At 62.0% G+C, this 21,703-nt stretch carries 19 protein-coding genes and 1 pseudogene; 10 read left to right on the top strand and 10 right to left on the bottom strand.

Going from position 1 to position 21,703, the window contains the following annotated elements; translation table 11 throughout:
* The first annotated feature begins 252 nt into the window (after positions 1-252).
* The 3 genes from C2L71_RS08680 (at position 253) to rsgA (ending at position 3,247) form a co-directional block, all read left to right on the top strand.
* Entirely contained in the window at positions 253-744 is a 492-nt protein-coding gene (locus tag C2L71_RS08680) for a flavodoxin (RefSeq protein ID WP_103265380.1), read from the top strand.
* Between the two features lie 1,016 nt (positions 745-1,760).
* On the top strand, positions 1,761-2,177 hold the full coding sequence (locus C2L71_RS08675) for an RNHCP domain-containing protein (protein ID WP_204600472.1): 417 nt from the start codon (positions 1,761-1,763) through the stop codon (positions 2,175-2,177).
* Positions 2,177-3,247, top strand: coding sequence for a ribosome small subunit-dependent GTPase A (gene rsgA / locus C2L71_RS08670; RefSeq protein WP_103265379.1), 1,071 nt, complete (start codon positions 2,177-2,179; stop codon positions 3,245-3,247). The genes C2L71_RS08675 and rsgA overlap by 1 nt, the downstream gene beginning before the upstream one ends.
* 81 nt (positions 3,248-3,328) lie before the next feature.
* On the opposite strand, the gene C2L71_RS08665 is transcribed toward rsgA, so the two are convergent.
* The 4 genes from C2L71_RS08665 to ahcY form a co-directional block, all read right to left on the bottom strand.
* Positions 3,329-4,495 carry an iron-containing alcohol dehydrogenase gene (locus C2L71_RS08665; protein WP_103265378.1) on the bottom strand — a complete coding sequence of 389 codons (1,167 nt, stop codon included), beginning with the start codon at positions 4,493-4,495 and terminating at the stop codon, positions 3,329-3,331.
* Between the two features lie 456 nt (positions 4,496-4,951).
* A complete protein-coding gene (locus tag C2L71_RS08660) occupies positions 4,952-5,155 on the bottom strand; it encodes a hypothetical protein (RefSeq protein ID WP_103265377.1) in 204 nt (67 codons plus the stop codon).
* A 282-nt stretch (positions 5,156-5,437) separates the two neighbouring features.
* A complete protein-coding gene (locus tag C2L71_RS08655; protein WP_103265376.1) occupies positions 5,438-6,406 on the bottom strand; it encodes a helix-turn-helix transcriptional regulator in 969 nt (322 codons plus the stop codon).
* 238 nt (positions 6,407-6,644) lie between these two features.
* Positions 6,645-7,910: an adenosylhomocysteinase gene (gene ahcY, locus C2L71_RS08650; protein WP_103265375.1), complete on the bottom strand. Its 1,266-nt coding sequence runs from the start codon at positions 7,908-7,910 to the stop codon at positions 6,645-6,647.
* Between the two features lie 376 nt (positions 7,911-8,286).
* Here ahcY and C2L71_RS08645 point away from each other — a divergent pair, with 376 nt between their 5' ends.
* Positions 8,287-9,618, top strand: a complete 1,332-nt coding sequence (locus C2L71_RS08645; protein WP_103265374.1) for a glycosyltransferase family 2 protein — start codon at positions 8,287-8,289, stop codon at positions 9,616-9,618.
* A 30-nt stretch (positions 9,619-9,648) separates the two neighbouring features.
* Here C2L71_RS08645 and C2L71_RS12330 read toward each other — a convergent pair whose 3' ends face one another.
* Together C2L71_RS12330 and C2L71_RS12520 are read right to left on the bottom strand one after the other, a co-directional pair.
* Positions 9,649-10,167 carry a ComF family protein gene (locus C2L71_RS12330; RefSeq protein WP_239926552.1) on the bottom strand — a complete coding sequence of 173 codons (519 nt, stop codon included), beginning with the start codon at positions 10,165-10,167 and terminating at the stop codon, positions 9,649-9,651.
* A 24-nt stretch (positions 10,168-10,191) separates the two neighbouring features.
* Positions 10,192-10,494: pseudogene (locus C2L71_RS12520) on the bottom strand (double zinc ribbon domain-containing protein); the annotation flags it as partial.
* 627 nt (positions 10,495-11,121) lie between these two features.
* Between C2L71_RS12520 and C2L71_RS08635 the strand changes: the two are divergent.
* The gene (locus C2L71_RS08635) at positions 11,122-12,135 is read left to right on the top strand and encodes a substrate-binding periplasmic protein (RefSeq protein WP_103265372.1); all 1,014 of its coding nucleotides are present in this window, start codon (positions 11,122-11,124) and stop codon (positions 12,133-12,135) included.
* A 218-nt stretch (positions 12,136-12,353) separates the two neighbouring features.
* Here the strand turns inward: C2L71_RS08635 and C2L71_RS08630 are convergent, their stop codons facing one another.
* The 4 genes from C2L71_RS08630 to C2L71_RS08615 form a co-directional block, all read right to left on the bottom strand.
* Positions 12,354-13,286 (bottom strand): LysR family transcriptional regulator, encoded by a 933-nt coding sequence (locus C2L71_RS08630; protein WP_103265371.1) that lies wholly within the window; start codon positions 13,284-13,286, stop codon positions 12,354-12,356.
* A 216-nt stretch (positions 13,287-13,502) separates the two neighbouring features.
* Positions 13,503-14,393, bottom strand: a complete 891-nt coding sequence (locus C2L71_RS08625; protein WP_103265370.1) for an electron transfer flavoprotein subunit alpha/FixB family protein — start codon at positions 14,391-14,393, stop codon at positions 13,503-13,505.
* A 30-nt stretch (positions 14,394-14,423) separates the two neighbouring features.
* Entirely contained in the window at positions 14,424-15,194 is a 771-nt protein-coding gene (locus tag C2L71_RS08620; RefSeq protein WP_103265369.1) for an adenine nucleotide alpha hydrolase family protein, read from the bottom strand.
* A gap of 143 nt (positions 15,195-15,337) precedes the next feature.
* Positions 15,338-16,492: an acyl-CoA dehydrogenase family protein gene (locus C2L71_RS08615; protein ID WP_103265368.1), complete on the bottom strand. Its 1,155-nt coding sequence runs from the start codon at positions 16,490-16,492 to the stop codon at positions 15,338-15,340.
* Between the two features lie 495 nt (positions 16,493-16,987).
* Between C2L71_RS08615 and C2L71_RS08610 the strand changes: the two genes are divergently transcribed.
* The 5 genes from C2L71_RS08610 (at position 16,988) to C2L71_RS08590 (ending at position 21,681) form a co-directional block, all read left to right on the top strand.
* Positions 16,988-18,199 (top strand): acyl-CoA dehydrogenase family protein, encoded by a 1,212-nt coding sequence (locus tag C2L71_RS08610; protein WP_103265367.1) that lies wholly within the window; start codon positions 16,988-16,990, stop codon positions 18,197-18,199.
* A 266-nt stretch (positions 18,200-18,465) separates the two neighbouring features.
* Entirely contained in the window at positions 18,466-19,338 is an 873-nt protein-coding gene (larB, locus tag C2L71_RS08605) for a nickel pincer cofactor biosynthesis protein LarB (protein ID WP_103265366.1), read from the top strand.
* Complete coding sequence (larC, locus tag C2L71_RS08600; protein WP_103265365.1) at positions 19,335-19,889, top strand: nickel pincer cofactor biosynthesis protein LarC; 555 nt, start codon at positions 19,335-19,337, stop codon at positions 19,887-19,889. Before larB ends, larC begins: the two co-directional genes overlap by 4 nt.
* A gap of 94 nt (positions 19,890-19,983) precedes the next feature.
* Positions 19,984-20,475 (top strand): ribonuclease HI, encoded by a 492-nt coding sequence (rnhA, locus tag C2L71_RS08595; RefSeq protein ID WP_103265364.1) that lies wholly within the window; start codon positions 19,984-19,986, stop codon positions 20,473-20,475.
* A 117-nt stretch (positions 20,476-20,592) separates the two neighbouring features.
* A complete protein-coding gene (locus C2L71_RS08590; RefSeq protein ID WP_103265363.1) occupies positions 20,593-21,681 on the top strand; it encodes a coiled-coil domain-containing protein in 1,089 nt (362 codons plus the stop codon).
* Positions 21,682-21,703 lie beyond the last annotated feature (22 nt).

The raw sequence follows: 21,703 nt of genomic DNA, 5'->3' as shown, positions 1-21,703 counted from the left end.
ACATGAGGGATGAGTCCTATGCGCTCGTAGTAACAGATGGTTTAAAAAAAATCAAGCGCAAATCTTCGGGCAGCGAACGAACGCAGGCAAGCCCGGGAAATCTTGGCGACCTTCGTTCGGCCGCGCCGTTTCGGATGAGGAAGCGCGCGCCGGCTGGGCCTTTCTGCGCTTCCGTGAAATTACCCGTTGACTTCGAGTTCGCTCCAGGTACTACGATGGGATCGCAACCGATTCGAGCAAAAGGAGACCCTCATGGCGAACGACAAGAAGATCCTCGTGGCGTACTTTTCCGCAAGCGGCGAGACGGAGCGGCTCGCGCGGACGATCGCGCAGACGACGGGCGGCGACCTGCACGAGATCGAGCCCGCCGTGCGCTACACGGCGGCCGACCTCGATTGGAACGACAAGCGAAGCCGCAGCAGCGTCGAGATGAACGACCCCTCCTCGCGCCCGGCTGTCGCGAGTCGCGTAGGCAACATGGACGCCTACGACATCGTGTTCGTCGGCTTCCCCATCTGGTGGTACGTGGCGCCGACGATCATCAGCACGTTTCTGGAAGCCTACGATTTCTCGGGCAAGACGGTCGTGCCCTTCGCCACGTCGGGCGGCAGCGGCCTGGGCGGCACCGAGTCCATCCTGCACGCTTGCTGCTCGCCGGCGACGACGTGGAAGCCCGGCAAACGCCTCTCGAGCCACGCAAGCGAGGCCGAGGTGGGCCGCTGGGTGGAGAGCCTCGGGCTGTAACGCGTGGGTCGGACGCCTCCCGGGGCGATCTTCTGCCTGCGGTCGCCGGGGCGGCCGCCGAGCCGAGGGGTCCGGACGGCGTGCGCGAGCCTGCAGTTCGATGGAAGTGATTCGGGGGGGGGGGAGCGTCCGAGCCTCCGCAGCCCCTACCGGCGCCCGCCTTCCCCCGTGAGTCTCTGACTTCTCGTTGGACGATGGGCGAATCGAGTTGAGAACCGCTCCAAGAATGCTTCAAGTTGCAGAGGGACGTTTGGTTGGAGTACGCATCCTGCGCGTGTCGTCCTTCAGCTCATACGGCAATTCCCTCGAGGTCAGCGCCCTGCCGTTCTGATCGTGCGAAACGGGTAGAAAAAATCTCGCGATAACGGCAGGTATGTGCGATAACGGCAGCTATGCATGCGGACGGCACCGTGAGGAGTGCTTTTTGGCAGAGATTACGAGGTATGTGATTTTTGTCCCAGTGAGGAATCACCGAAAAATGGGAATGCGCATGCAAAAAGCCAGGTCATGCTTTGCCATCCGATCATTTCTGCTTGGACAGTCTGAACAGAAAATCACACTCCTCGAAATCTCTGCCATTTTCGCAATCTTTGCCGCGGATGTCGCCTGCGGCCGCGAGGAAGAGCGGCTCGCATGCGTCTGGGGCGTGCGCCGTCGGGGAGAGGGCGATCTGCATGCGTCTGGCGCGCGCATTCTTGAAACGGTTACGTACCGTATGCGTCTGAGGCTTGCGCCCTTGCGGAGATTACGGTCCGCATCGAGGCCACGTGGCTGCACATGTTGAAGCGCTACGAGGGCTGAGGGCGCGCCGGCCGTTCGACGTGCGCGGCGGCCCCCCTTGTGGCCCTTCGCCCTCCTGTGGTATAAACGACGGCGTCAACACTACTTGAGGAGCATGACTTTTGTCACAAGGATGTAGCGTGGAGATTGTCGCAAGCCGGGAGGTTTGCGAGCGCTAGTCTCCGCTGGAACCTCCCAAACAGGGCAACGACCATCAACGTTTTGGGAGAACCACCGTGGAAAAAATCAAGAGAGGCACCGCCTTCTACCAGGCGCATGCCTGCATGGACAGCTTCATCTGCAAACAGTGCGGCCAGCTCGTCACGCCCGACGAGGCGGGGAGCCGTCATCGCAACCACTGTCCTCAATGCCTGCACAGCCTGCACGTCGACGAGCGGCCCGGCGACCGGGCGTCCGTGTGCGAAAGCATCATGGAGCCCATCAGCGTGTGGGTGCGCAAAGGCGGGGAATGGGCCATCGTGCACCGCTGCAAGCGCTGCGGTCACCTGAGCTCGAACCGCATCGCCGCCGACGACAACCCCGTCAAGCTCATGTCCATCGCCGTGAAGCCGCTGGCAGAGCCGCCGTTTCCCCTCGAGGGCCTACAAGCGGACGCGCCCGGCTCGCAGGCGCGCGAGGGAGGCGAGGCGTGATGGCGGCCGTCGACCTGCGCGCCTACGGCATGACCGACGCGATCATGCAGCGGGCGCGCGAGGCGTCCGGCTTGGAGGACCCCGTCGTGGGGCGCGTCCTGTCCCAGGCCCACGAGCTGTACCGCGTCGTCGGCGAGCAGGGCGAGCTCTTCGCCGAAGCGGCGGGCAAGCTGCGCCATGCCGCCCGTTCGGCCGCCGACTTTCCGGCGGTTGGCGATTTCGTCCTCTTGGACCGTGCGGACGACGCGGGCGGGCGCGCCATCGTCTCGCAGGTGCTTCCGCGCACGAGCGCCTTCGTGCGCAAGGCGGCCGGCGCGTCGTTCGAGCAGCAGGTGGTGGCGGCCAATATCGACACCGCGTTTCTGTGCATGTCGCTCGTCGGGGACTTCAACCTGCGACGGCTCGAGCGCTACCTCGCGCTCGCGTGGGAGGGCGGGGCGGTGCCCGTCGTGGTGCTGACGAAGGCCGATGCGTGCGAAAGCCTGGGGCGACGGCTGCGCGCCGTGCAGTCGGTGGCCTTCGGCATCGACGTGCTGGCCGTGTCGTCGATGGAGGAGGGCGGCTGCGAGGCCGTGCGCCCCTACCTGCAGCCCGGCAGGACCGTCGCGCTTCTGGGTTCGTCGGGCGTGGGCAAGTCGACGCTGGTCAACCGCTTGCTGGGGGAGGACGTCCTCGAAACGCGCGACGTGCGCGCCGACGGCCGCGGCCGTCATGCCACCACGCGTCGCCAGCTCGTGCTGCTGCCGGGAGGCGGCCTCGTGATGGACACGCCCGGCATGCGGGAGCTGGGGCTGGGGGACGTTACCGAGGGCCTCGAGCAGGGGTTCGCCGACGTGGAGCGCCTGTTCGCCTCGTGCCGGTTCTCGAACTGCACCCACACCTCCGAGCCGGGGTGCGCCGTCTACGAGGCCATCGCGGACGGCGAGCTGTCCGAGCGCCGCTGGCAGGCGTACCGCAAGCTGAAGGCCGAGGCCGCGTTCGCCGAGGACAAAGCGGGCTACCTGGCCCAGAAGGAACGGAAGTACAAGGAAATCTCGAAAGCCGTGAGGCGCCTGCCTGTGAAGCGCTGACGTGCGGGCAGCGCCGCCGCCCCGTCCGAACACGGGTGAGGCGCAGCTGCTGCGTCGTCGTCCCGTTCCGCGCCGTCCTTGTTACTTGCTGGCTTCGAGCACGGCCACGATCTCGTCGCGGTCGAGCACGTGGTAGCCGCCGTCCATGACGAAGGAGCCGTCGGCGATGCCATCGATCATGTCGTCGGTCACGCCCAGCTCGGAGATGTTCATCACGAGCCCCAGCTCGCGCATCCAGTCCTCCATGTGCTCGAGGCCCTCGGCGGCCGTCTCTTCGTCGGTCTTGCCGGAGGCGTCCACGTCCCACACCGCGGTGGCGAATCGAGCGAACTTCGGCAGGCCATAGGGCATGACGAGTCGGTAGTACGCCGGCGAGATCGCCGACAGCGTCATGCCGTGCGTGGTGTCGGTGTACGCGCCTATTGCCTGGCCGATCATATGCACCATCCAGTCGGTGGACTTGCCCTTCGCGATGAGCGTGTTCAGCGCCCAGGCGGACGTCCACATGATGTTGCTGCGCGCCTCGTAGTCCTCCGGGTCGACCGCGGCGATGCGCGACGAGTGCACGAGCGAGCGCATGAGGCCCTCGGCAAGGTAATCCGACGTGTTGTCGTCGTCGCCTGAGAAGTACTGCTCCAGGATGTGCGACATCACGTCGAAGATGCCGGCGACCATCTGGTAGCGCGGCACGGTGAACGTGAGGCGCGGGTTCAGGATGGCGAACTTCGGGAACACCTCCTCGCCGAACACGTGGCCGATCTTCTGCTTCGTCGCGCGGTTCGTGATCACCGAGCCGCCGTTCATCTCGGAGCCGGTGCCCGTCATGGTCAGCACGCTGCCCACGGGGATGATGCGGTTGTCCGGCTCCTCGAGGCGCGCGTAGTACTTCTCCCATGGATCCTCGTCGCACCAGGCCGACACGCTCACGGCCTTCGCGTAGTCCACCACCGAACCGCCGCCCACGGCCAGGATCAGATCGACGTCGTTGTCGCGCGCGACCGTGCATCCGGCGTAGAGCTTCTCCACGGTGGGGTTCGGCATGACGCCCGGCACCTCGAACACCTCCTTGCCGGCGGCTTCGAGGATGCCGCGCACCTCGTCGTAGAGGCCGGTCTTCTTGATGGAGCCGCCGCCGTACGCCAGCAGCACGCGGTCGCCGTAGCGCGCCAACTCCCTGGGCAGGGAGTCGAGCGCGTCCTCCCCGAAGTACAGCTTGGTGGGGTTCGTATAACTGAACGTTCCTAACATGTGCATCTCCTATCGTGAATCATGATCGTTCGTCATTGCTTCGACGCCTATCATGAACCCTGGAGCGCGCTCCAAGTCAAGCACTATTTCGAACCTGTCAGAAGCATCCATGTATCGGTTGCCTATTTGCAGAAAGACTAAACCGCAATCGTCGTTCATTGATGAATCAGCAAAAGGCTCTAGGGATGGGAAAGCGCTCGCTCTGTCTCCATCTTGTTCTTGACAAGTCCATACCCGCACAGTGCGCTTTTGAATATGATCCTCCAGTGCAATCAGCTCAATTCGACCAACATGCTCGTTCGAAGCGGTCGCGTCCTCTTTATTCCGAGTGCGTTTCGCACTACCCCTTTGAGCTGGCGACACGATCCGGACGAAGACAAGACGGACGCCCACTGAGGAAACGTGAAAGCAGATCGAAGAAAAGCGATCGGTTGCGATCCGCAGCTCGCATAGACGTCATTGTTGTGCGCTTGGGTGCGCCCCCGGCTCGTCGACAGAAGGCCATGGCTCCTCAAGTTCCTTGATGCGAGCGCGTGCGTCAAGGACGCCGTCGCGGACGGCGCGCCTGACCACCTGATAGCCGAGAAACAGGATGAACAGAAAGACGAGCAGGTACATGACCACGATGAAAAGAATGGGAAAAACCTGTTCAAGCATCATGCGGGCCACCGCCTTCCCTCGAGGATGGCTCTATTGTACCAAAAACGCTTCGCCTGCGATATGCGGGCGGGGCCAGGCAGCCGAGCGGTCGAAGCTCTCCTCGATCTCTTCGAAGCCTCAGGAGCTCATGCGCGTGATCTGCTTTTCGGCGAGCGTGTCGATGGCGATGGCGAGCGTCTCCCGCATCACGCGCGCCATGCCGTCGTCGATGGCGGCCGTATCCCTTGCTCTGCTTCGCTGGGCATGCTTTTGAGGCCGTTCGAACAGGTGGCAAAACGTGTTCTACGCTTTGCGAACCGGGCGGATGTATTTGCAGAACCGCTCGGGGTCGAAGTAGAGGTAGATCACCTTGCCGTGCGCCGTGTCGAACTGCCAGCCGTTGTCTGCGTTCTCGAACGCGGCCATTGCGGTTTCGATCTTCTCTTCTACAGTGCGCATCTCCTGGTTGTAGTTGAAGGGCCCGTGCTCGAACACGGCGTACTCGCCCGCGTCCACGTCCATGATCTGCAGGTTCGGCGGCACCTCGCCCGCCCAGTCCGCTGGCAGGCGTGCCCCGTGGCACTCGACGCGCGGGAAGCCCCAGGCGCACAGGCGGCCCTCGGGGTCGCTCATGTAGGCCATCACTTGGCCGCCGCCAGCATGCGCCTCGGCGCCGCCTTCGTCGTCAAGCTTGCCTTTTACGCTGTCCAAAAAGCCGCAGACGGTGGCCATGTCCTGTCCGGGTATCTCAGCCTGCTTTTGCCAGAAGTCCCAGTAGCCGTTGCTCTCGTAGTTTCTTACGTGCAAGAACCGGTGCGCTGGTACCGTGACGAAGTACTGCTCGATGCGGTCGTTCGATTTCTCCATGCCGATCTCTCCCATTCCCAGCACGTAACGGTCGAAGGCGGTGATCTTCGTGCGCAGCACCACGGGGCTCGGGTCCTTGCGGTACGCGCTTGGCGTCACTCCGAAGGTGCGCTTGAACGCCCGGGTGAACGCCTCGTGCGACGAGAACCCGTGGGCGAGCGCGATGTCGAGCAGAGTCGTATCGCTGTCGCGCACCTCCTTGAGGGCGAAGGCCAGCCTGCGCCCCTGCAAGTAGTCTCGCAGTTGCATGCCGGAAACCTCTCTGAACTTTCGCGTGGTGTGGAACTCGGAGTATCCTAGCCGACGCGCGAGAGCGCGCAGCGTGAGCGCCTCGTCGTCGTGGCTCTCGATGCTCTCGTCAATTGCGTCGATGATGTCCTGTATCTGCAGCCGCCATTCATGCATGCCGTCTTGTTCTCCTTGCCTTCAGCGTACGCTGCAGTGCACTATACGGGATACAAAATGCTCGCGCTTGATTCAACTTGCGATCGTTGCCGTTCGGCGATAGTCGAACGGCATGGCTTGGTTCGAGGCGCGCATGCAACTCTCATTCTTTCCGAATAAAGGAGACCCCCAGCCGATCGGAGGGAGGGTGGAAAGCGGAATATTCAACGGTGCAAAAGAGGCGTATGGGGAAGGCGCCTTACAGCGTCTCGAAATTCCAGCTGCTCATGTACGCGATCTGTTCCTCAGTGAGCGTGTCGATGGCGATGCCGAGCGTCTCTAGCTTCACGCGGGCCACGCCGTCGTCGATGGCGGCCGGCACGTCGTACACCTTGTTCTCCAGCTCGCCCGCGTGGAGGTAGAGGTACTCGGCGGCCAGCGCCTGATTCGCGAAGCTCATGTCCATCACGGATGCGGGATGGCCCTCGGCGCACGACAGGTTCACGAGGCGCCCCTGCGCCAGCACGATGACCGTGCGGCCGTCGGCCAGCGTGTACTCCTCCACGAGCGGCTTGATCTCCTCCTTCTTCACCGCGTGCTCCTCGAGCCACACCAGGTTGATCTCGGAGTCGAAGTGCCCGGAGTTGCAGACGATGGCGCCGTCCTTCATGTTCTCGAAGGCGGGCGCGTCCACCACCTTGCAGTTGCCCGTCACGGTAACCCACACGTCGGCGAAGCGCGCCGCCTCGGCCGCGGGCATCACCTCGTAGCCCTCCATGTGCGCCTCGAGCGCCTTCAGCGGGTCCACCTCGCACACGATCACGCGCATGCCCATGCCCTTCGCGCGCAGCGCCAGGCCGCTTCCGCAGTAGCCGTAGCCCGAGATGACGATGGTGCGCCCGCACATGAGGCGGTTCGTGGCGCGGATGATGCCGTCGAGCGTGGACTGGCCGGTGCCGTAGTGGTTGTCGAAGCAGTGCTTGGTGTTGGCGTCGTTGATGTTGAACACGGGGTAGGCGAGCGTGCCCTCGGCGGCCATGGACATGAGGCGCACGACTCCCGTCGTGGTCTCCTCGGTGCCGCCCACCACGTGCGCCAGCTTGTCGGTGAACTTCGTGTGCAGCGCCGTGTCGAGGTCGGCGCCGTCGTCCATGATGATCTGCGGGTCGGTGGCGATGACGGCCTCGATATGGCGGTTGTAGGTGTCGGCATCCTCGCCGGCGACGGCGAACACGTCGATGCCGAAATCGCGCACGAGCGAGGCTGCGGTATCGTCCTGGGTGGACAGCGGGTTCGAAGCGCACAGCGTGACGTGCGCGCCGGAGGCCGTGAGTGCGCGCATGAGGTTCGCCGTCTCGGTGGTCACGTGCATGCAGGCGCCGATGCGCACGCCCGCGAGCGGCTTCTCGCGCTCGAAGCGCTCGCGGATGGACGCGAGCACGGGCATGTCGCGGTCGGCCCACATGATGCGGGCAAGGCCCTCGTCGGCCAGCGCGATGTCTTTGATGTCGTTGTTCTCGGGCATGCTGCCTCCCTGTGCGGTGATTCGAATGAAAGAGTGTTCGACATTGTACGATAGTATGGACCTATTCGGGAACGGTGCGAGCACGAGTGGTTATGAAGTTCATATGTAGAACCTTTGTGAAAACCGGTGTTTTATCCAGGTAAAACCAGAAGAAACGGTAACGGACGAGCTAGTTGTTGCCCCATCGGGCTTGCCAGCGGCTATAATCACCCAAGCTTGAAATGCATCACGGGCGGTGAGTCATGCCGCACATGTGTGGCATTTCGGAAAACCCCAGTCGAAACGCAAACTGCTGCAAGGGGGCGAGCGCCGCCCATAGATGGGTGTGCGATGGTACGGCCGCTGAAGCGCGGAGCGGCCCGACAAAGGAGCAAAGGTGCTGGACCAGTTTTTCTCGCAGATATCGTTTGTCGACATCTTCAACTTCTGCGTATTCCTCACGTTTACATGTTGCTACACCTATCAGCTGTACTATGTGTTCGTCGTGCTCACGCGCAAGCCCAAAGAGCGCACGGCCAAGAAGAACCACAAATTTGCCGTGGTTGTGTCGGCCCGTAACGAAGGCGCCGTCATCGCGGATCTCATCCATTCCATCAGGGTGCAGAACTATCCCCAGGAACTCATCGACGTGTTCGTGATCGCAGACAACTGCACCGACGGCACGGCCGATGTGGCCCGCGAGGCCGGCGCCATCGTGTTTCCGCGCACGAACGATAAAGAAGTGGGGAAGGGCTACGCTCTTGACTACGGTTTCCAGGTCATCCGCGAACAGTACGCCGACCGTGGCTACGAAGCCTACTTCGTGTTCGATGCCGATAATGTGCTCGACGTGAACTACTTCCGCGAGATGAACAAGACCTTCGATAGCGGCGCGAAGGCTTCCACCAGCTATCGCAACTCCAAGAACTACGACTCGAACTGGATCTCCGCTGGCTACGCCGTATGGTTCCTGCGCGAAGCCAAGTTCCTGAACCAAGCGCGCCTTACGCTGAACACAAGCTGTGCGGTATCGGGCACGGGCTTCTTCATTGCCGCCGACATCATCGAGAAGCATGGTGGTTGGAAGTGGCATCTCTTGACCGAGGACATCGAGTTCTCGGCGAACAGCATTCTCGAGGGCGTGCGTATCAGCTATACGCCCACGGCCATCCTGTACGACGAGCAGCCGATCACGTTTCGCGACTCGTGGAACCAGCGCTTTCGTTGGGCCAAAGGTTTCTATCAGGTGTTCTGGCACTATGGCGCCCGTCTGGTGAAAGGCGTGGCCACCAACCCGAAGGGCGCGCGTTTCGCCTGTTACGATATGCTCATGACCATTGCGCCGGGCATGCTGCTCACCATCGTCTCGGTTGTCTTTAACGGTATCATTGTGTTCCTTGGTCTTACCGGGGCCATGTCAACGGGTGTCATGGTGGCCTCGTCGCTGTCGTCCATCTTCTTCTGCCTGATGAACTACGTTGTGTTCATGTTTATGTTCGGCGTGCTCACCACCTTCGTCGAGTGGGACTCCATCCGCTCGACCACGGGTAAGAAGGTGTTGTACATGTTCACCTTCCCCGTGTTCATGATCACCTATATTCCCATCGCCCTTGTGGCCCTCGTGAAGAAGTGCAATTGGAAACCTATTCGCCACAGCATTTCGGTGGATGTGGCCGAACTCTCTCTCGACGCCTCGCAAGCCCAAAGCAAGAGCCGTCGCACAATGTAGCTTTTTTTCGTACACCGGGCATCGGTAGCTTTACCATACGCGGGCAAACGTGACGCAGCGTACCTGCCGCGCGCCCGCAGCCCGTGCGGCTTCCGAGGCGGCGAACAGTGTCGCGCCGGTCGTATAGACATCGTCCACGATCAAAACAGATGCCGGCGCGCGTGCCCCTGGAAGGGGTTTGAAGCGGTTCTCCATGTTTTTAATGCGCCCGCTTCGCGCCAATGAGCGCTGGTCGAAGGAGCGAGGTCGAGCCAGCAGCGGAATCTCGTCAAGGCTTAGGCGCTCGGCTAGTGCGCGGGCGAGGTCCGCTCCATGATCGAAGCCTCGCCTGCGCAGCGCCGCAGCCGTCGCTGGCACGGGAACGATTGTCGGCCGCTCGGCGCGCCAGGATGGCGCCGTGACCGAGGCCATGAGGTCGGCCAAGGTTTCGACGAGCCTGCGCTCTCCTGCATCCTTCCATGCGCGCACGATGCGTGCGGTCGCGTCATTGTACACAACGGCGCTCGCGCATGCATCGAACGGAAGCTCGTGCCGATCCAGAGCGGCCATCGTCACAGGGTTGCATTCGCTGCACTGCACGCGCCCGAACGGCGCCCCGCAGCGAGGACATGCGCGCCACCAGTCAAGGTAGGGGAGGGATCGAAGGCATGCTTGGCAGACTGCCTCGCCCGGCGTGTCGCAAATCGCGCAGCGCGTGGGCCAAAGCGTTTCGGCCAGGGCGGTGCCCGCAGCTTCCCCGTAAGCAAGCGCACGTTCGAAAGCGCGCTCCCAGCATCCGGCACCTCCGCTATCCCGTGCTCGTTTCCGCGGGCCGCGAGGCTCGCTTCGATAGGCATTGCAGGGGACGCGCTGCGTTGTGACAGTCTGATGCTCCATGGATCGAGCCTACCATGGGCCCTCCAGCGGAAACCTTGCCGTCGGTCGAGCGCGAGCCGATGCCCACCCGATGGAAACCAACGACCGCCGTGCTGCCGAGTAAGCTCCGACCGAGCGGCATTCCAACGTCGTTCCAGCACGAGTATCGCATCGACTCCACCTCGTTTCGGCGCGCGCGTCGTGCCGGTCGAATCTCCGTCCGGACGAGCTCGATCGCCAATCGTCGTATTCGGCTTTGCATTCCAAACCGTTTTCTCTACTTCTCGCATGCCGTCGATGCCGCGGAGCATGCCGTCGATTCCGCATATTATGCGCGCCTTGTTCCGGGGCTTTTCATGATCTGCTACACTGTTTGTCGCTTCTTTCGAGTCTGTAGTTGCGGGTTTCACAACCTCAGTCCACGGCAGATGCGGTCGAAAGGACCCACGTAAGCCGCGCTTTTCAGCGCGACGATCATGGCGCATCCTAGAGGTAAGTCGCACCGTCCGCTACCTTGCGCGGCACATGGCTGCGCCGGACGAGAGGGTACCGGGTGCAAGCTCGACCCCGGTGCGCGAGTGTGGGGGCAAAGACTAGGTCAGTCGGAAGAGGCGTTATGAGAAGCAATCAGATGGAGGCTCATCGCATATGAAGCGCTTTACCAAGCTTGCGACCCGCTGCCTGGCGGTCGCGTGCGTCGCATGCCTGCTCGCCGTCATGGCGGGCTGTGCATCGCAGGAGGAGTACACGCCGCCGGAGAAGTCGCCTACGCTCGCGTCGCCAGCTATTGGCAAAGACGGCGTTCTGCGCGTCGGCGTCAACACCCAGAACCAACCGCTTGCCGGCGTGTCCACCTCGTCGCAGAACATTGTGGGCCTCGACGTCGATATTGCTGCGTACCTCGCCGATAGCTTCGGGCTGAAGCTTGAGCTCGTGGATGTCGGCACCGATGCCCAAGCGGCGCTTGACGGGGGGACGGTGGATATCGTCATGGGTGTCGACAAGTCTGGTACGGATGCGTCGTTCTGGATGTCCGACACCTATCTGCCCACAGCGATCGTCCTGTTCTCGACGCCGGGAAACACAACGGTGCCCACAAACGAGTCGCAGCCATCGATTGCCGCGCAGGTGTCTTCGAAGAGCGCCTGGGCTGTCACGAACGAGTTCGATCAGGGAAACATCGTGACGACGAGCGATCTGCAGAGCGCGTTCTCCTCGCTTGAATCGGGTCAGGTCCAGTATGTCGCTTCGGATGCCATCATCGGCACGTATGCGGCGCACACCGCCGACGACGAGGTGCAGATCGTGGCGCTTATGCAGCAGCCGAGCGGGTATTGCATTGGCGTGCTCGACACGAATTCCGATCTCAAGCAGGCCATTTCCGATGCGCTTGCGGCGCTTTCCGGCAATGGCGTCGTCTCGCTCATTGAGACGAAATGGCTAGGCACGACGCTGGATCTTTCGACGCTGCCCCTCACGGCGGGCGCAACCACCCCGGCAGCTTCGAAAACCTCCGACGAGGGAGCCGAGGAGGGAACCGACGAAGGCGAGTCATCCGACGGAGATACTGGCGAATCTGGCGAGGAGGCGCCCACGGAACCTGTGTCAGGAGAAAGAGGACCGGCTTCTAACGCCGTCTCGCTCGAAGAACTTACCGTCTGAGATCGAAAAGATCCCTCGCTGGGGCGAACCCCTACATTCGGACTGGTTTCAATAAGGCCGGTTGTGACTTTAGGGGTTCTTTCATGGAACGGCTGACGCCGTTCATCCATGCCAACGACAATACAGTTTGCGTTCGAGCTTCGGCGCACCGTATGCGCAAGGTTCATGCGAACGCAGCAGCCCTTCGGAGCGTCGCCGAACAGACGATTGCGGCAAGCCTAGTCGATGTAGATAGCGCCCTCGTCGGATGCGGGTAGCTGCTTCTCGTTGGTCACGTATTGGATGAAATGGTCGACGCAGTATGGATGGTAGTTCTTCGTGCTGTATCCCAGGTATATCCGATGATAGAAACCTTTGCGTTCGTCTGCATTGTTGTAGAGGGGGCGAACTTCGGCGTTCTCGACGCTGCGGAGGAAGAACGTGTCCAGCATGAGCGCCACCTCGACGCCGTTCACGGCAAAGCCCGCCAAAATCGTCTCGTCCTGATACGCGTACTCAGCGTGACTCATACCGCGATCATCTAACATCTTTTTCACGGCTTTGCCGATGGGGATGGCATCGCTGTAGGTGATGAGACGCTGGTCGGCCAGATCCTCGGGAACAAGAAACTCCTTCGAGGCAAGCGGACAGTCGGAGCTCATGGCTACGACGAGCCTCTGGGTGAGCACAGGCGTATACCATATGTCCGGATCAGTCTCGCCGTGAGCGCAGAACACCACGTCGTAAAGGCCGCGCTTGAGATCCCCGATGAGCGATGCCGATGCATCTTCCCGTACCGTGAATTGTACGTCCGAGCTGATCGTTGCCTTGTAGTTGCTGATCAGCTTTGGGATGTAGTTGGTCTGCACGGTGATGATGCATCCGAGGTCAATCTTGCCCCCGTCCCCGCAGCCCGTGTAGCTCTTCATCATGGCCACGCCTTTGTCTATCTGTTCGAGGCCGGCCGTCACATAATCGAGGAATTCCACGCCGTATTTCGTAAGGTGGATATTGCGTCCCGTCTTCTGAAACAAGGACACGCCGAGTTCGTTCTCAAGCGAGCTGATGGCGTTTGAAAGGGAGGGCTGGGTGATGTAGAGCTCTTTGGCAGCCTTGGCATAGTGCTGGAGCTCGGCGAGCTTTTTAAAGTAGTACAGCTGCGAAAGATTCATCAACCCCTCCTCGGCAAACGTCAGAACGCCCGCATACATTATAGGGGTGAGGATGGTCTACGCCGTTAGGCAAAACCGTACAAATGTGAAAATTGGTCGAGAAGCTTCTGCGCAGCGTAGAAGCTCGAACCGCAACCCGTATGAAGCTGGACATGAAAGAAGCGCGCCCGAAGGCGCGCTTCTTCGAATCTTGGATTGGAACCCAGCGCTCTGCGCTTACGCCAGCTTCTCGGTGAGAACCGGCAGGACTTCCTGCAGGTCGGCCACCAGGCCATAGTCGGCCTGCTTGAAGACGGGGGCGTTCGCGTCCTTGTTGATGGCGATAATCGTGTCGGCTCCGGTCACGCCCACCATGTGCTGCATCTGGCCGGAGATGCCCACGGCAAAGTACACCTTGGGGGAAATCACACGGCCGGACACGCCAATGTAAAGGCTCTTGGGGAGCCACTTCTCGTTCTCGGCGATGGGACGGGAGCAGGCAATCTCGCCGCGCACGGCGGCGGCCAGCGAACGGGCCAGATCGAGGTCCTCTTCCTTGGCGAAGCCGCGGCCGGCGCCCACGACGATGGGCGCACGTCCGATATCGGCACCCTCCTGCACAACCTCGCGCTTGCCGCGCAGCTTGAGCGGGTTGGAAGCCGGAACAAACTCACGCTCTTCGACCGCGTCGGTACCCGAAGCTTCGGCCTCGGAGAACATAGAGCCGTTCGTGGAGTAGATGCGCACGGAGCCGGCGGGACGGCGCTTCATGGTGGCCAAGCCGCCGAAGTACAGGCTCTCGGCTGCGTCGCCGTCGAAGGCGGCGACGTCGTTGATCACGCTCGTGTCGGCATGGGCGGCAAGGCGGCCGCCGACGATCTTCAGGCGCGGGGTGGTCTCGACGAGCACGATCTCGGGAGCGACCTCGTCGAACAGTGCGATGACGGTATCCGTGGCGTTCTCGTACAGCTCGCCCTCGGGAAGAGCGATGTGGTAGGCCTTATCGGCAACGCCGGTCTGAGGAGCGTCGCCGATGGAGACGAGCACGACCTCGTCGGCGAGCGTGCGGGCACCCGCGCACAGATCCTTCTGCGCTTCGGCCGCTTCTGCAATGACAAATGCTTTCATAATGATGCGCCCTTTCTGGTCCTCGTTGGCCTATCGAATGACGCCAGCGACCGCGTCGATGAACGCGTCGAGATCGCCGTCGTTCTTTGTGTCGAATATCTCGCGCTTGCGGTCAGCAAGCTCAGGAGCGACAACGCTGTCGATCTCCACGGTGCCGTTCGTGTCCACGCCGGCCGCAGCTGCGTCGTTGACCGTCGCAGGCTTCTTGCCGGCGGCAAGAATCTCGCGCATGCCGGCGATGCGGGGCAGAGCGATGTCGGGAGAGACGCCGACGACGGCGGGAAGCGCGACTTCGATCTCCTCGACCACGTCGTCGAGCGTGCGCTCGACGACGAGCGCACCGTTCTCCATGCGCATGGCGGTGACGGAGTTGATGCAAGGCACACCAAGCACCGAGGCCAGCTGCACGTTCACCTGGCCTGCATACATGTCGGCCGAGCCGTCGCCGCACACAACGAGGTCAACGCCGCCTTCGACGTCGCCCACGAGCTTGGCAAGGGCCTTGGCGGTGGTGCGGGAATCGGCGAACGCATAGGCGTCGTCGGCGATCATGAGGAGCTCCTCAGGGCCGCGGGAGAGGATGCTCTTGCGCACCTTCATGTCGCCGGCCTTGGCGTTGCTCGCGCTGATGGCGACGAGTCGCGCACCTTCGGCCTCGGCCAGCTGGGCCGCTGCCTCGATGGCGTTAAGATCGTACTCGCTCGCAATCTGATGCGCCTTCGAGCTGTCGAGAGACCGATCGGGGGCGACGGTGATGTCCTGATCGTCAGGCACCACTTTCACCGCTACAGCAATGTTCATGGTCGTGTCCTTTCTGGTCGATGTACCGGACTTGCTTGATTGTGCCTCCTCGCCCATTGTACGACAAGAGAGGTCCTGGCAACACCCATGCCGCCCGTCCACTTTTGGCAGCGGGCGAGCGGCATGGGCGAATGGAGCAAAGGTTAGTCGGCGTACCACTTCGGGATGGCGCGGCCCGCGATATAGTCCATGACCTCGCAGGTACCGCCGGCGAGCATGTTGCCGCGCAAGTCGCGCCAAATGCGGCCGACGCGAACCTCTTCGGTGTAGCCGAGGCCGCCGAAGATCTCGATCGCGTTGTCGGCGAGCTGGACATGCGCGCGGGTCCCCCAAGACTTCAGCATTGCGATGTCCGCGTTGATGGACTCGCCCTGGTCGAGCTTCCAGAGGCAGTAGTACAGCCAATGACGGGTCTGCTGCAGGATGATCTCGTTCTCCTCGATCAGATCCTGAACGCGGGGATTCGTGATGATCGGCTTGTTGAAGGCGATGCGCTCCTTGGCGTACTTGACCGCATCGTTTTGAGCGGCCTGCGCCAGGCCGAGGCCCTGGGCAACGACCAGGCAACGCTCGAACTCGAAGTTCTTCATGAGCAGAAGCCAGCCAGCGCCAGCTTCGCCGATGCGCTGGTCTTCGGTGACCACGACGTCGTCGAAGTACACTTCTACGAACGGCACGGTGTGCTGGCCGATCTTGGTGAGATGTGCGGTGGAAATACCGGGGGTCTCGCGCTTGACAAGCCACAGGGACATCTTGGTATTGTCGCGAGACGCGTCCTCGTCCTTGGCGATGACGATGAGATAGGGAACGTCGGCGCCGTTGGTCACCCAGGTCTTCTGCCCGCTCAGGATAAAGGAGCCGTCGGCCTGCTTCTTCGTGACGCAGGTCATGCCCATGTTGTCGGAGCCGGCAGCGGGCTCGGAAAGGCAGAGAGCGGCGACGGACTGGCCGGACTTCTCATACTCCTCCATGATGACGGCGGCCTGCTCGGGGGTGCCGAACTCGGCGAGGTCCGCGCAGGCAAGCATGCCGGTCATGAACGGAGTCATGGCGCCGGTAAACTCGTAGAGCTTCTCGGTCATCAGACCGAGCGTCACGTGGTCGGTGGGGATGCCGCCGACCTCTTCGGGAAGGCCCATGAACGGGAACCCGGCGTCGCGGTAGGCGTCCTGAGCCTCGGCGGGCACTTGGTGCGCCTCGTACATGTCCATAACGGACTGATCGTCGAAGTAGCGCTCAGCGTACTCCTGCAGGGACTCCACGAGTAGCTGCTGCTCGTCGGTTAGGCTAAAATCCATGCTGCCTGCTCCTTCCTTGGCCCGGCTGCAGGACGCTTCCTACGCCCCAGCGCCGGTTTCGTCTCGTCGCTCTCTCCATCCGCGCATAGATACGCGAATATGAGTATTGCTATCGTAAGTTTGCACCCATAATCGCCATCATGTCCAATAGGTTCTTTTCGGCCAATCAACGTCCGACTCATAGGCTGGCGCTATCGATGACGCGGCGAAGCGTAGTTCGACCAAAGCAGAAAACCACTGATAAAAATTGTATTGAACAGGTATTATATAGGTTTCTGCAACGCGTTATCCACCGTGGCCGCACACGGGCTCTCGCCACCTCGCACCATCGACCCATAGGAATAAACTATGCAATCCGAAAAAAATGACGATGATTTCCTATTGGACAAATTATACGATTAGGGTGCAAAATGCGAACAGACGGGTTACGAGTGCTGCCGATGGTAGGCGGTACGGCCCAAATCATCTGTCGGGGTCCGACATAAAGGAGGATGAATGAGCAAGTTATCCAAAGAGGAGTTTCGCGACTATCTGAAGACTGTCCGCGCGCTCGCCGAAGGTCCCTTCGAGGAGATGCAGAAGGAAGTCGAGGTTACGAACAAGTTCCCGCAGGAGTTCATCGATCTCTGCATCGAGAACAACCTGTACCGTTACGCTCTTCCCGAGGAGTACGGCGGATGGGGCCTGTCCGAGCGTGAGATCCTGCAGGTTCAGGAGGAGTTCTCCCGTGGCCCCGGCGGCATGCGCATGCACCTGCACTACGCGGCCGACCTGAACTGGCGCATCCTCGACGACTACGGCTGCCCTGAGCTCAAGGCCGAGTACATGGACAAGTTCGCCGACAAGACCATCTTCACGGTCTTCGCGCTGACCGAGCAGACCGGCGGCACTGGCGCCGACCTGCACACCACGGCTATCAAGAATGAGAATGGCGACTACGTCATCAACGGCGAGAAGTGGCTCATCTCCCACACCGACGTTGCTCAGTTCGCGTACGTCATCGCTGTGACCGATCCCGAGAAGACCGGCGACGAGCGTCTGTCCGCCTTCTTCGTGCCGATGGATGCCCCCGGCTTCGAACTCGTGCCGATGCCCCACATGATGGGCTGCCGCGGCGCTGGCCATGCAGGCTTCAAGATGACCAACGTCACGCTGTCCCCGAAGTACCTCCTCGGTAAAGAGGGCCAGGGCATGGAAGTGGCTATGCACTCCCTCGCCATCTCCCGCGTGCACATCGCCGACTCCAACCTCGGTATGTGCCAGCGCATGCTCGAGATCAGCATCGCTCGTGCCCGTGCTCGCGTGACCTTCGGCAAGCCGATCATCAAGCGCCAGGCTATCCGCGTGAAGCTGGCCAACATGGCCATGATGACGCATGCCCTGCGCTGCATGGTCATGGACTTTGCCACGGATTACGACAAGGATCCCAACGGCGAGTACATCGCCGAGAAGGCTGCCATGTGCAAGCTGTTCTCGATCGACTGCACGCGCCTCGTGTCCGACGAGATGCTTGAGATCTACGGCGGCGACGGCTACTTCGAGGATGCCCCGTTCGGCGAGACCGAGCGTCTCTACCGCGACTGCCGCGCCATGTGGCTCGAGGAAGGCGCCCCGACCGTTCAGCGCATCACGATCGCCCGCGAGCTCGAGAAGCACAACGGCCGTATCGAGTACGACGACTGGATCGCCGGCACGAATCTCGACTAGTCGAGTTCACGTACTGCCCATCCCGCTTGCTGCATGATTGGCGGGATGAACGGCCCCGGATGAGCGCTTCGGCGCCCTCCGGGGCCTTTTTGTGTCCTGCCTCGACGTCCATGGCGCGCCCTTGCTGTGCGAGGGTCGGTGCCGTGCGGCTTTTTCAATGGGCGGCGCAAAGGCACTTGACTTGGAGTACGCTCCACGTGGTTCAATGATGCGAACGGGGTTCGAAGTATCGCCCGGTTGCGGAAAAGACGATGAAGGGAGCTTGCATGGAGCAGCGGCAGCTGCGCGGCCTGCTGGAGCGGGTCGCGACGGGGCAGGCCTCGATCGAAGAGGCGGAACGGGCGCTGCGCGTTGCGCCTTTCGAGGATCTTGGGTATGCGAAAGTCGACACCCATCGGGGTGTGCGGCAAGGCGTGTCGGAAGTCGTGTACGGCGCCGGAAAGACGGCTGAGCAGATAGCGGGCGTGTGCCGCGCGCTTTTGGAGGGCGGACAGCATCGCGTGCTCGTCACAAGGCTCGAGGCGGACAAGGCCGAAAGGGTTGAGCGTTTGCTCGTTGGACAGGGCGTCGCCCTTTGCTCCGGCGAAGACGGGGCGTTTTCTGACGGAGGCGCCCCTGGAGAAGGCGGGAATATGCATGCGAGCCCGGACGGCTCGGACCTGCCTGTCTTCGAGTACCGCACACTGCCGCGTCTTGGCATCCTGGGAGAAGCTCCCGAGCCCGACGGCAACGGAACCGTCGTCGTGGCGGCGGCGGGAACGAGCGATCTGCCGGTTGCCGAGGAGGCTGCAGTAACTGCGGAGATGCTCGGCAACGACGTGGTGCGTCTCTACGACGTGGGCGTTGCTGGCATCCATCGGCTGCTCGCTCATGCCGAAGACATTGCGGCGGCAAACGTGGTCGTGGCCGTCGCTGGCATGGAAGGGGCGCTGGCAAGCGTCGTGGGCGGTATGGCAGCGTGCCCGGTTATCGCCGTGCCGACGAGCGTCGGCTATGGAGCGAGCTTCGGGGGCGTGGCGGCATTGCTGGCCATGCTCAACTCGTGCGCATCGGGCGTATCCGTCGTTAACATCGACAACGGGTTCGGCGCAGGCTACCAGGCGCACATGGTCAATCATGCGAAAGCGAGGACGTCATGACGGTCCTGTACTGGGATTTGCAGGAATGGGCGACGAGGGATGCCCTGCTGCAAGCAACGTATGCAGCGCTTCCCGATGACGAGCGTACGGCGGTGAAGGCGAAGTGGGATGCCGCCGTTGTCCCCGAAGGGCATCATCGCAATCTTGCGGCAGTGCTCGCCGTCATCGATGCGCTTGACGCGAGCGAGCGCGTGAAGGATGATCTGCGCGGCATCTACCGCATCCTCGCTGAAGCCGAGGCCGCCGCGCATGGCTGCGATGTCGACTCGACGCACTTCCATGAGGTGGGCGAAGGCGCGGCTATCCGCAATGCGCTTGGCATCTGCCTAGCTGTCGAGGCGGTGGAACCTGAAAAGATCGTGGCGACGGCCGTGCAAGCGGGAAAAGGGACGGTGCGCTGTGCTCACGGAGAGCTGTCCGTGCCAGCTCCGGCTACCGCCGCCATCCTCGCTCGCGGTATCCCGGTATGCAAGCGGCGGCTCGATGGGGAGCGCTGCACGCCTACATCCGCCGCCATTATCCTGCACTTCGTGGATCGTTTCGAGGTGTGACCTTGCCGCATCGCGTACGTTCGCATCCAGGGAGGCTATCAGTGCCGCGCGCTGTGATATCATGACGGGCGTCTCCCTGCGAAAGGATCCTGACATGGACGTGACCATATATACGGATGGCGCCGCGCGCGGCAACCCGGGTCCCGGCGGCTACGGCGCGGTGCTGCAGCACGTTGACGGTAACGGAAACCTGCACGTCAAGGAGCTCTCGCAGGGGTACGAATGCACCACCAACAACCGAATGGAGCTATTGGGCGCCATTGCGGCCCTCGAGGTCCTCAAAGCGCCGTGCGAGGTTACGCTCTATTCTGATTCGCAGTACGTGGTGAACGCCTTCAACCAGCATTGGGTGGACGGATGGCTCAGGCGCGGATGGAAGAATGCGAAGAAGGAACCTGTAAAAAATATCGATCTGTGGAAGCGGCTGCTGGCCGCGAAGGCTCCTCACCGCGTGGAATTCGTATGGGTGAAAGGACATGCAGGCCATCCGGAGAACGAGCGATGCGACCAGCTTGCAACGTCCGCCGCCGATGGGGAAGGCCGTATTGTCGATGAAGGCTTCGACCGTGCAGGTGCTGCCGACTGACGCTAGGAGTGTGGTGTTCCCGTAGCGATCTGGTCCGCATTGGCCGGCTTCGCGGGGCATTCTGGTACACTTGGATCCACTGTTTACGTCTGTCTCAGCATAAGTGGAGGTTCTCGCATGCAACAGGCTCGGTTCGCATACGGCAAAGGCGCGTTGGCAGGATTCACGGCGGTGGTTTTGGCGGTTTCGCTCATGGTGCCGGCCACGGCGTTCGCCGATCCCACCTCGGCGGAGAAGCGAGCAGAAGCCGAAGCGGTTCTCGCTTCCCTCAACACCATGCAGGAACAGCTCGATCGTGCATCCAACAACTACTTCACAGCGCTTTCCGAGCAGGAGGAGGCTGAAAAGAGCCGCGATGCAGCACAAGAGCGCATCGACGAGGCGAACGGCCAGATAGCCGACTTGCAGGATCGTTTGGGCAGCCGCGCTCGCAGCATGTACCGCTCGGGCAGCTCCTCGATGCTCGACCTGCTGCTGGGCTCCACGAGCTTCCAGGCCTTCGCTACCAACTGGGATCTTCTCACGCAGATCAACTCTGAGGACGCCGACCTCGTCCAGCAGACCAAAGATCTGCGCGCCGAGGTCGAGGAGCAGGAGGCTGTCTTCGCCGAGCAGGCGCGCGTCGCCCAGGAAAAGGCCGACGAAGCCAAGCGCATCGAGGAGGAGGCCGCGTCCACGGTCGCGTCCATGCAGGCCACCTACGACAGCCTGAGTGCTGAGGCCGCCGAGCTTCTGGAACAGGAGCGCGCCGCCGAAGAGGCCGCTCGCGCTGCGGCTGCCGCCGCTGCCGATGCGGCAACGAACGATAGCTCACGTGGCAGCAGCAATGGGGGCGCGAACTCAAATGGCGATGGCAACAACGGCGCAAGCGAGCCGCCCTACGTACCCTCAACGGGCAATGCGATCGTCGACCGCGCGTACAGCCAACTCGGCAAGCCCTATGCGTGGGGTGCTGCCGGGCCGAACTCCTACGACTGCTCGGGTCTCGTGAGCTACGCACTCACCGGCAGCTATTCCCATGTGTACACCACCGGCTCGCTCATGGGGCTTCGTCAGGTGAGCAATCCCCAGCCGGGCGACATCTGCACGAACGATCACCACTGCGGCGTCTACATCGGCGGAGGTCAGATGATCCACGCTCCCCAGACGGGCGATGTTGTGAAAGTCAGCGCGGTCCACAGCGACATGATCTACGTGCGGCCCTAGCGAGCCCTCTGTTTTGACGAAT

This window comes from Enteroscipio rubneri (assembly GCF_002899715.1).
GTDB classification, from domain to species: domain Bacteria; phylum Actinomycetota; class Coriobacteriia; order Coriobacteriales; family Eggerthellaceae; genus Enteroscipio; species Enteroscipio rubneri.
This window is presented reverse-complemented; position numbering and strand designations above follow the sequence as displayed.

Coding starts and splice junctions, on each gene's coding strand:
- rsgA (WP_103265379.1), top strand. CDS start 2,177: ATGGCGGCCGTCGACCTGCGCGCCTACGGCATGACCGACGCGATCATG.
- C2L71_RS08660 (WP_103265377.1), bottom strand. CDS start 5,155: ATGATGCTTGAACAGGTTTTTCCCATTCTTTTCATCGTGGTCATGTAC.
- C2L71_RS08680 (WP_103265380.1), top strand. CDS start 253: ATGGCGAACGACAAGAAGATCCTCGTGGCGTACTTTTCCGCAAGCGGC.
- C2L71_RS08590 (WP_103265363.1), top strand. CDS start 20,593: ATGCAACAGGCTCGGTTCGCATACGGCAAAGGCGCGTTGGCAGGATTC.
- C2L71_RS08630 (WP_103265371.1), bottom strand. CDS start 13,286: ATGAATCTTTCGCAGCTGTACTACTTTAAAAAGCTCGCCGAGCTCCAG.
- ahcY (WP_103265375.1), bottom strand. CDS start 7,910: ATGCCCGAGAACAACGACATCAAAGACATCGCGCTGGCCGACGAGGGC.
- C2L71_RS08620 (WP_103265369.1), bottom strand. CDS start 15,194: ATGAACATTGCTGTAGCGGTGAAAGTGGTGCCTGACGATCAGGACATC.
- C2L71_RS08655 (WP_103265376.1), bottom strand. CDS start 6,406: ATGCATGAATGGCGGCTGCAGATACAGGACATCATCGACGCAATTGAC.
- C2L71_RS08635 (WP_103265372.1), top strand. CDS start 11,122: ATGAAGCGCTTTACCAAGCTTGCGACCCGCTGCCTGGCGGTCGCGTGC.
- larC (WP_103265365.1), top strand. CDS start 19,335: ATGACGGTCCTGTACTGGGATTTGCAGGAATGGGCGACGAGGGATGCC.
- rnhA (WP_103265364.1), top strand. CDS start 19,984: ATGGACGTGACCATATATACGGATGGCGCCGCGCGCGGCAACCCGGGT.
- larB (WP_103265366.1), top strand. CDS start 18,466: ATGGAGCAGCGGCAGCTGCGCGGCCTGCTGGAGCGGGTCGCGACGGGG.
- C2L71_RS08615 (WP_103265368.1), bottom strand. CDS start 16,492: ATGGATTTTAGCCTAACCGACGAGCAGCAGCTACTCGTGGAGTCCCTG.
- C2L71_RS12330 (WP_239926552.1), bottom strand. CDS start 10,167: ATGGCCGCTCTGGATCGGCACGAGCTTCCGTTCGATGCATGCGCGAGC.
- C2L71_RS08625 (WP_103265370.1), bottom strand. CDS start 14,393: ATGAAAGCATTTGTCATTGCAGAAGCGGCCGAAGCGCAGAAGGATCTG.
- C2L71_RS08610 (WP_103265367.1), top strand. CDS start 16,988: ATGAGCAAGTTATCCAAAGAGGAGTTTCGCGACTATCTGAAGACTGTC.
- C2L71_RS08665 (WP_103265378.1), bottom strand. CDS start 4,495: ATGTTAGGAACGTTCAGTTATACGAACCCCACCAAGCTGTACTTCGGG.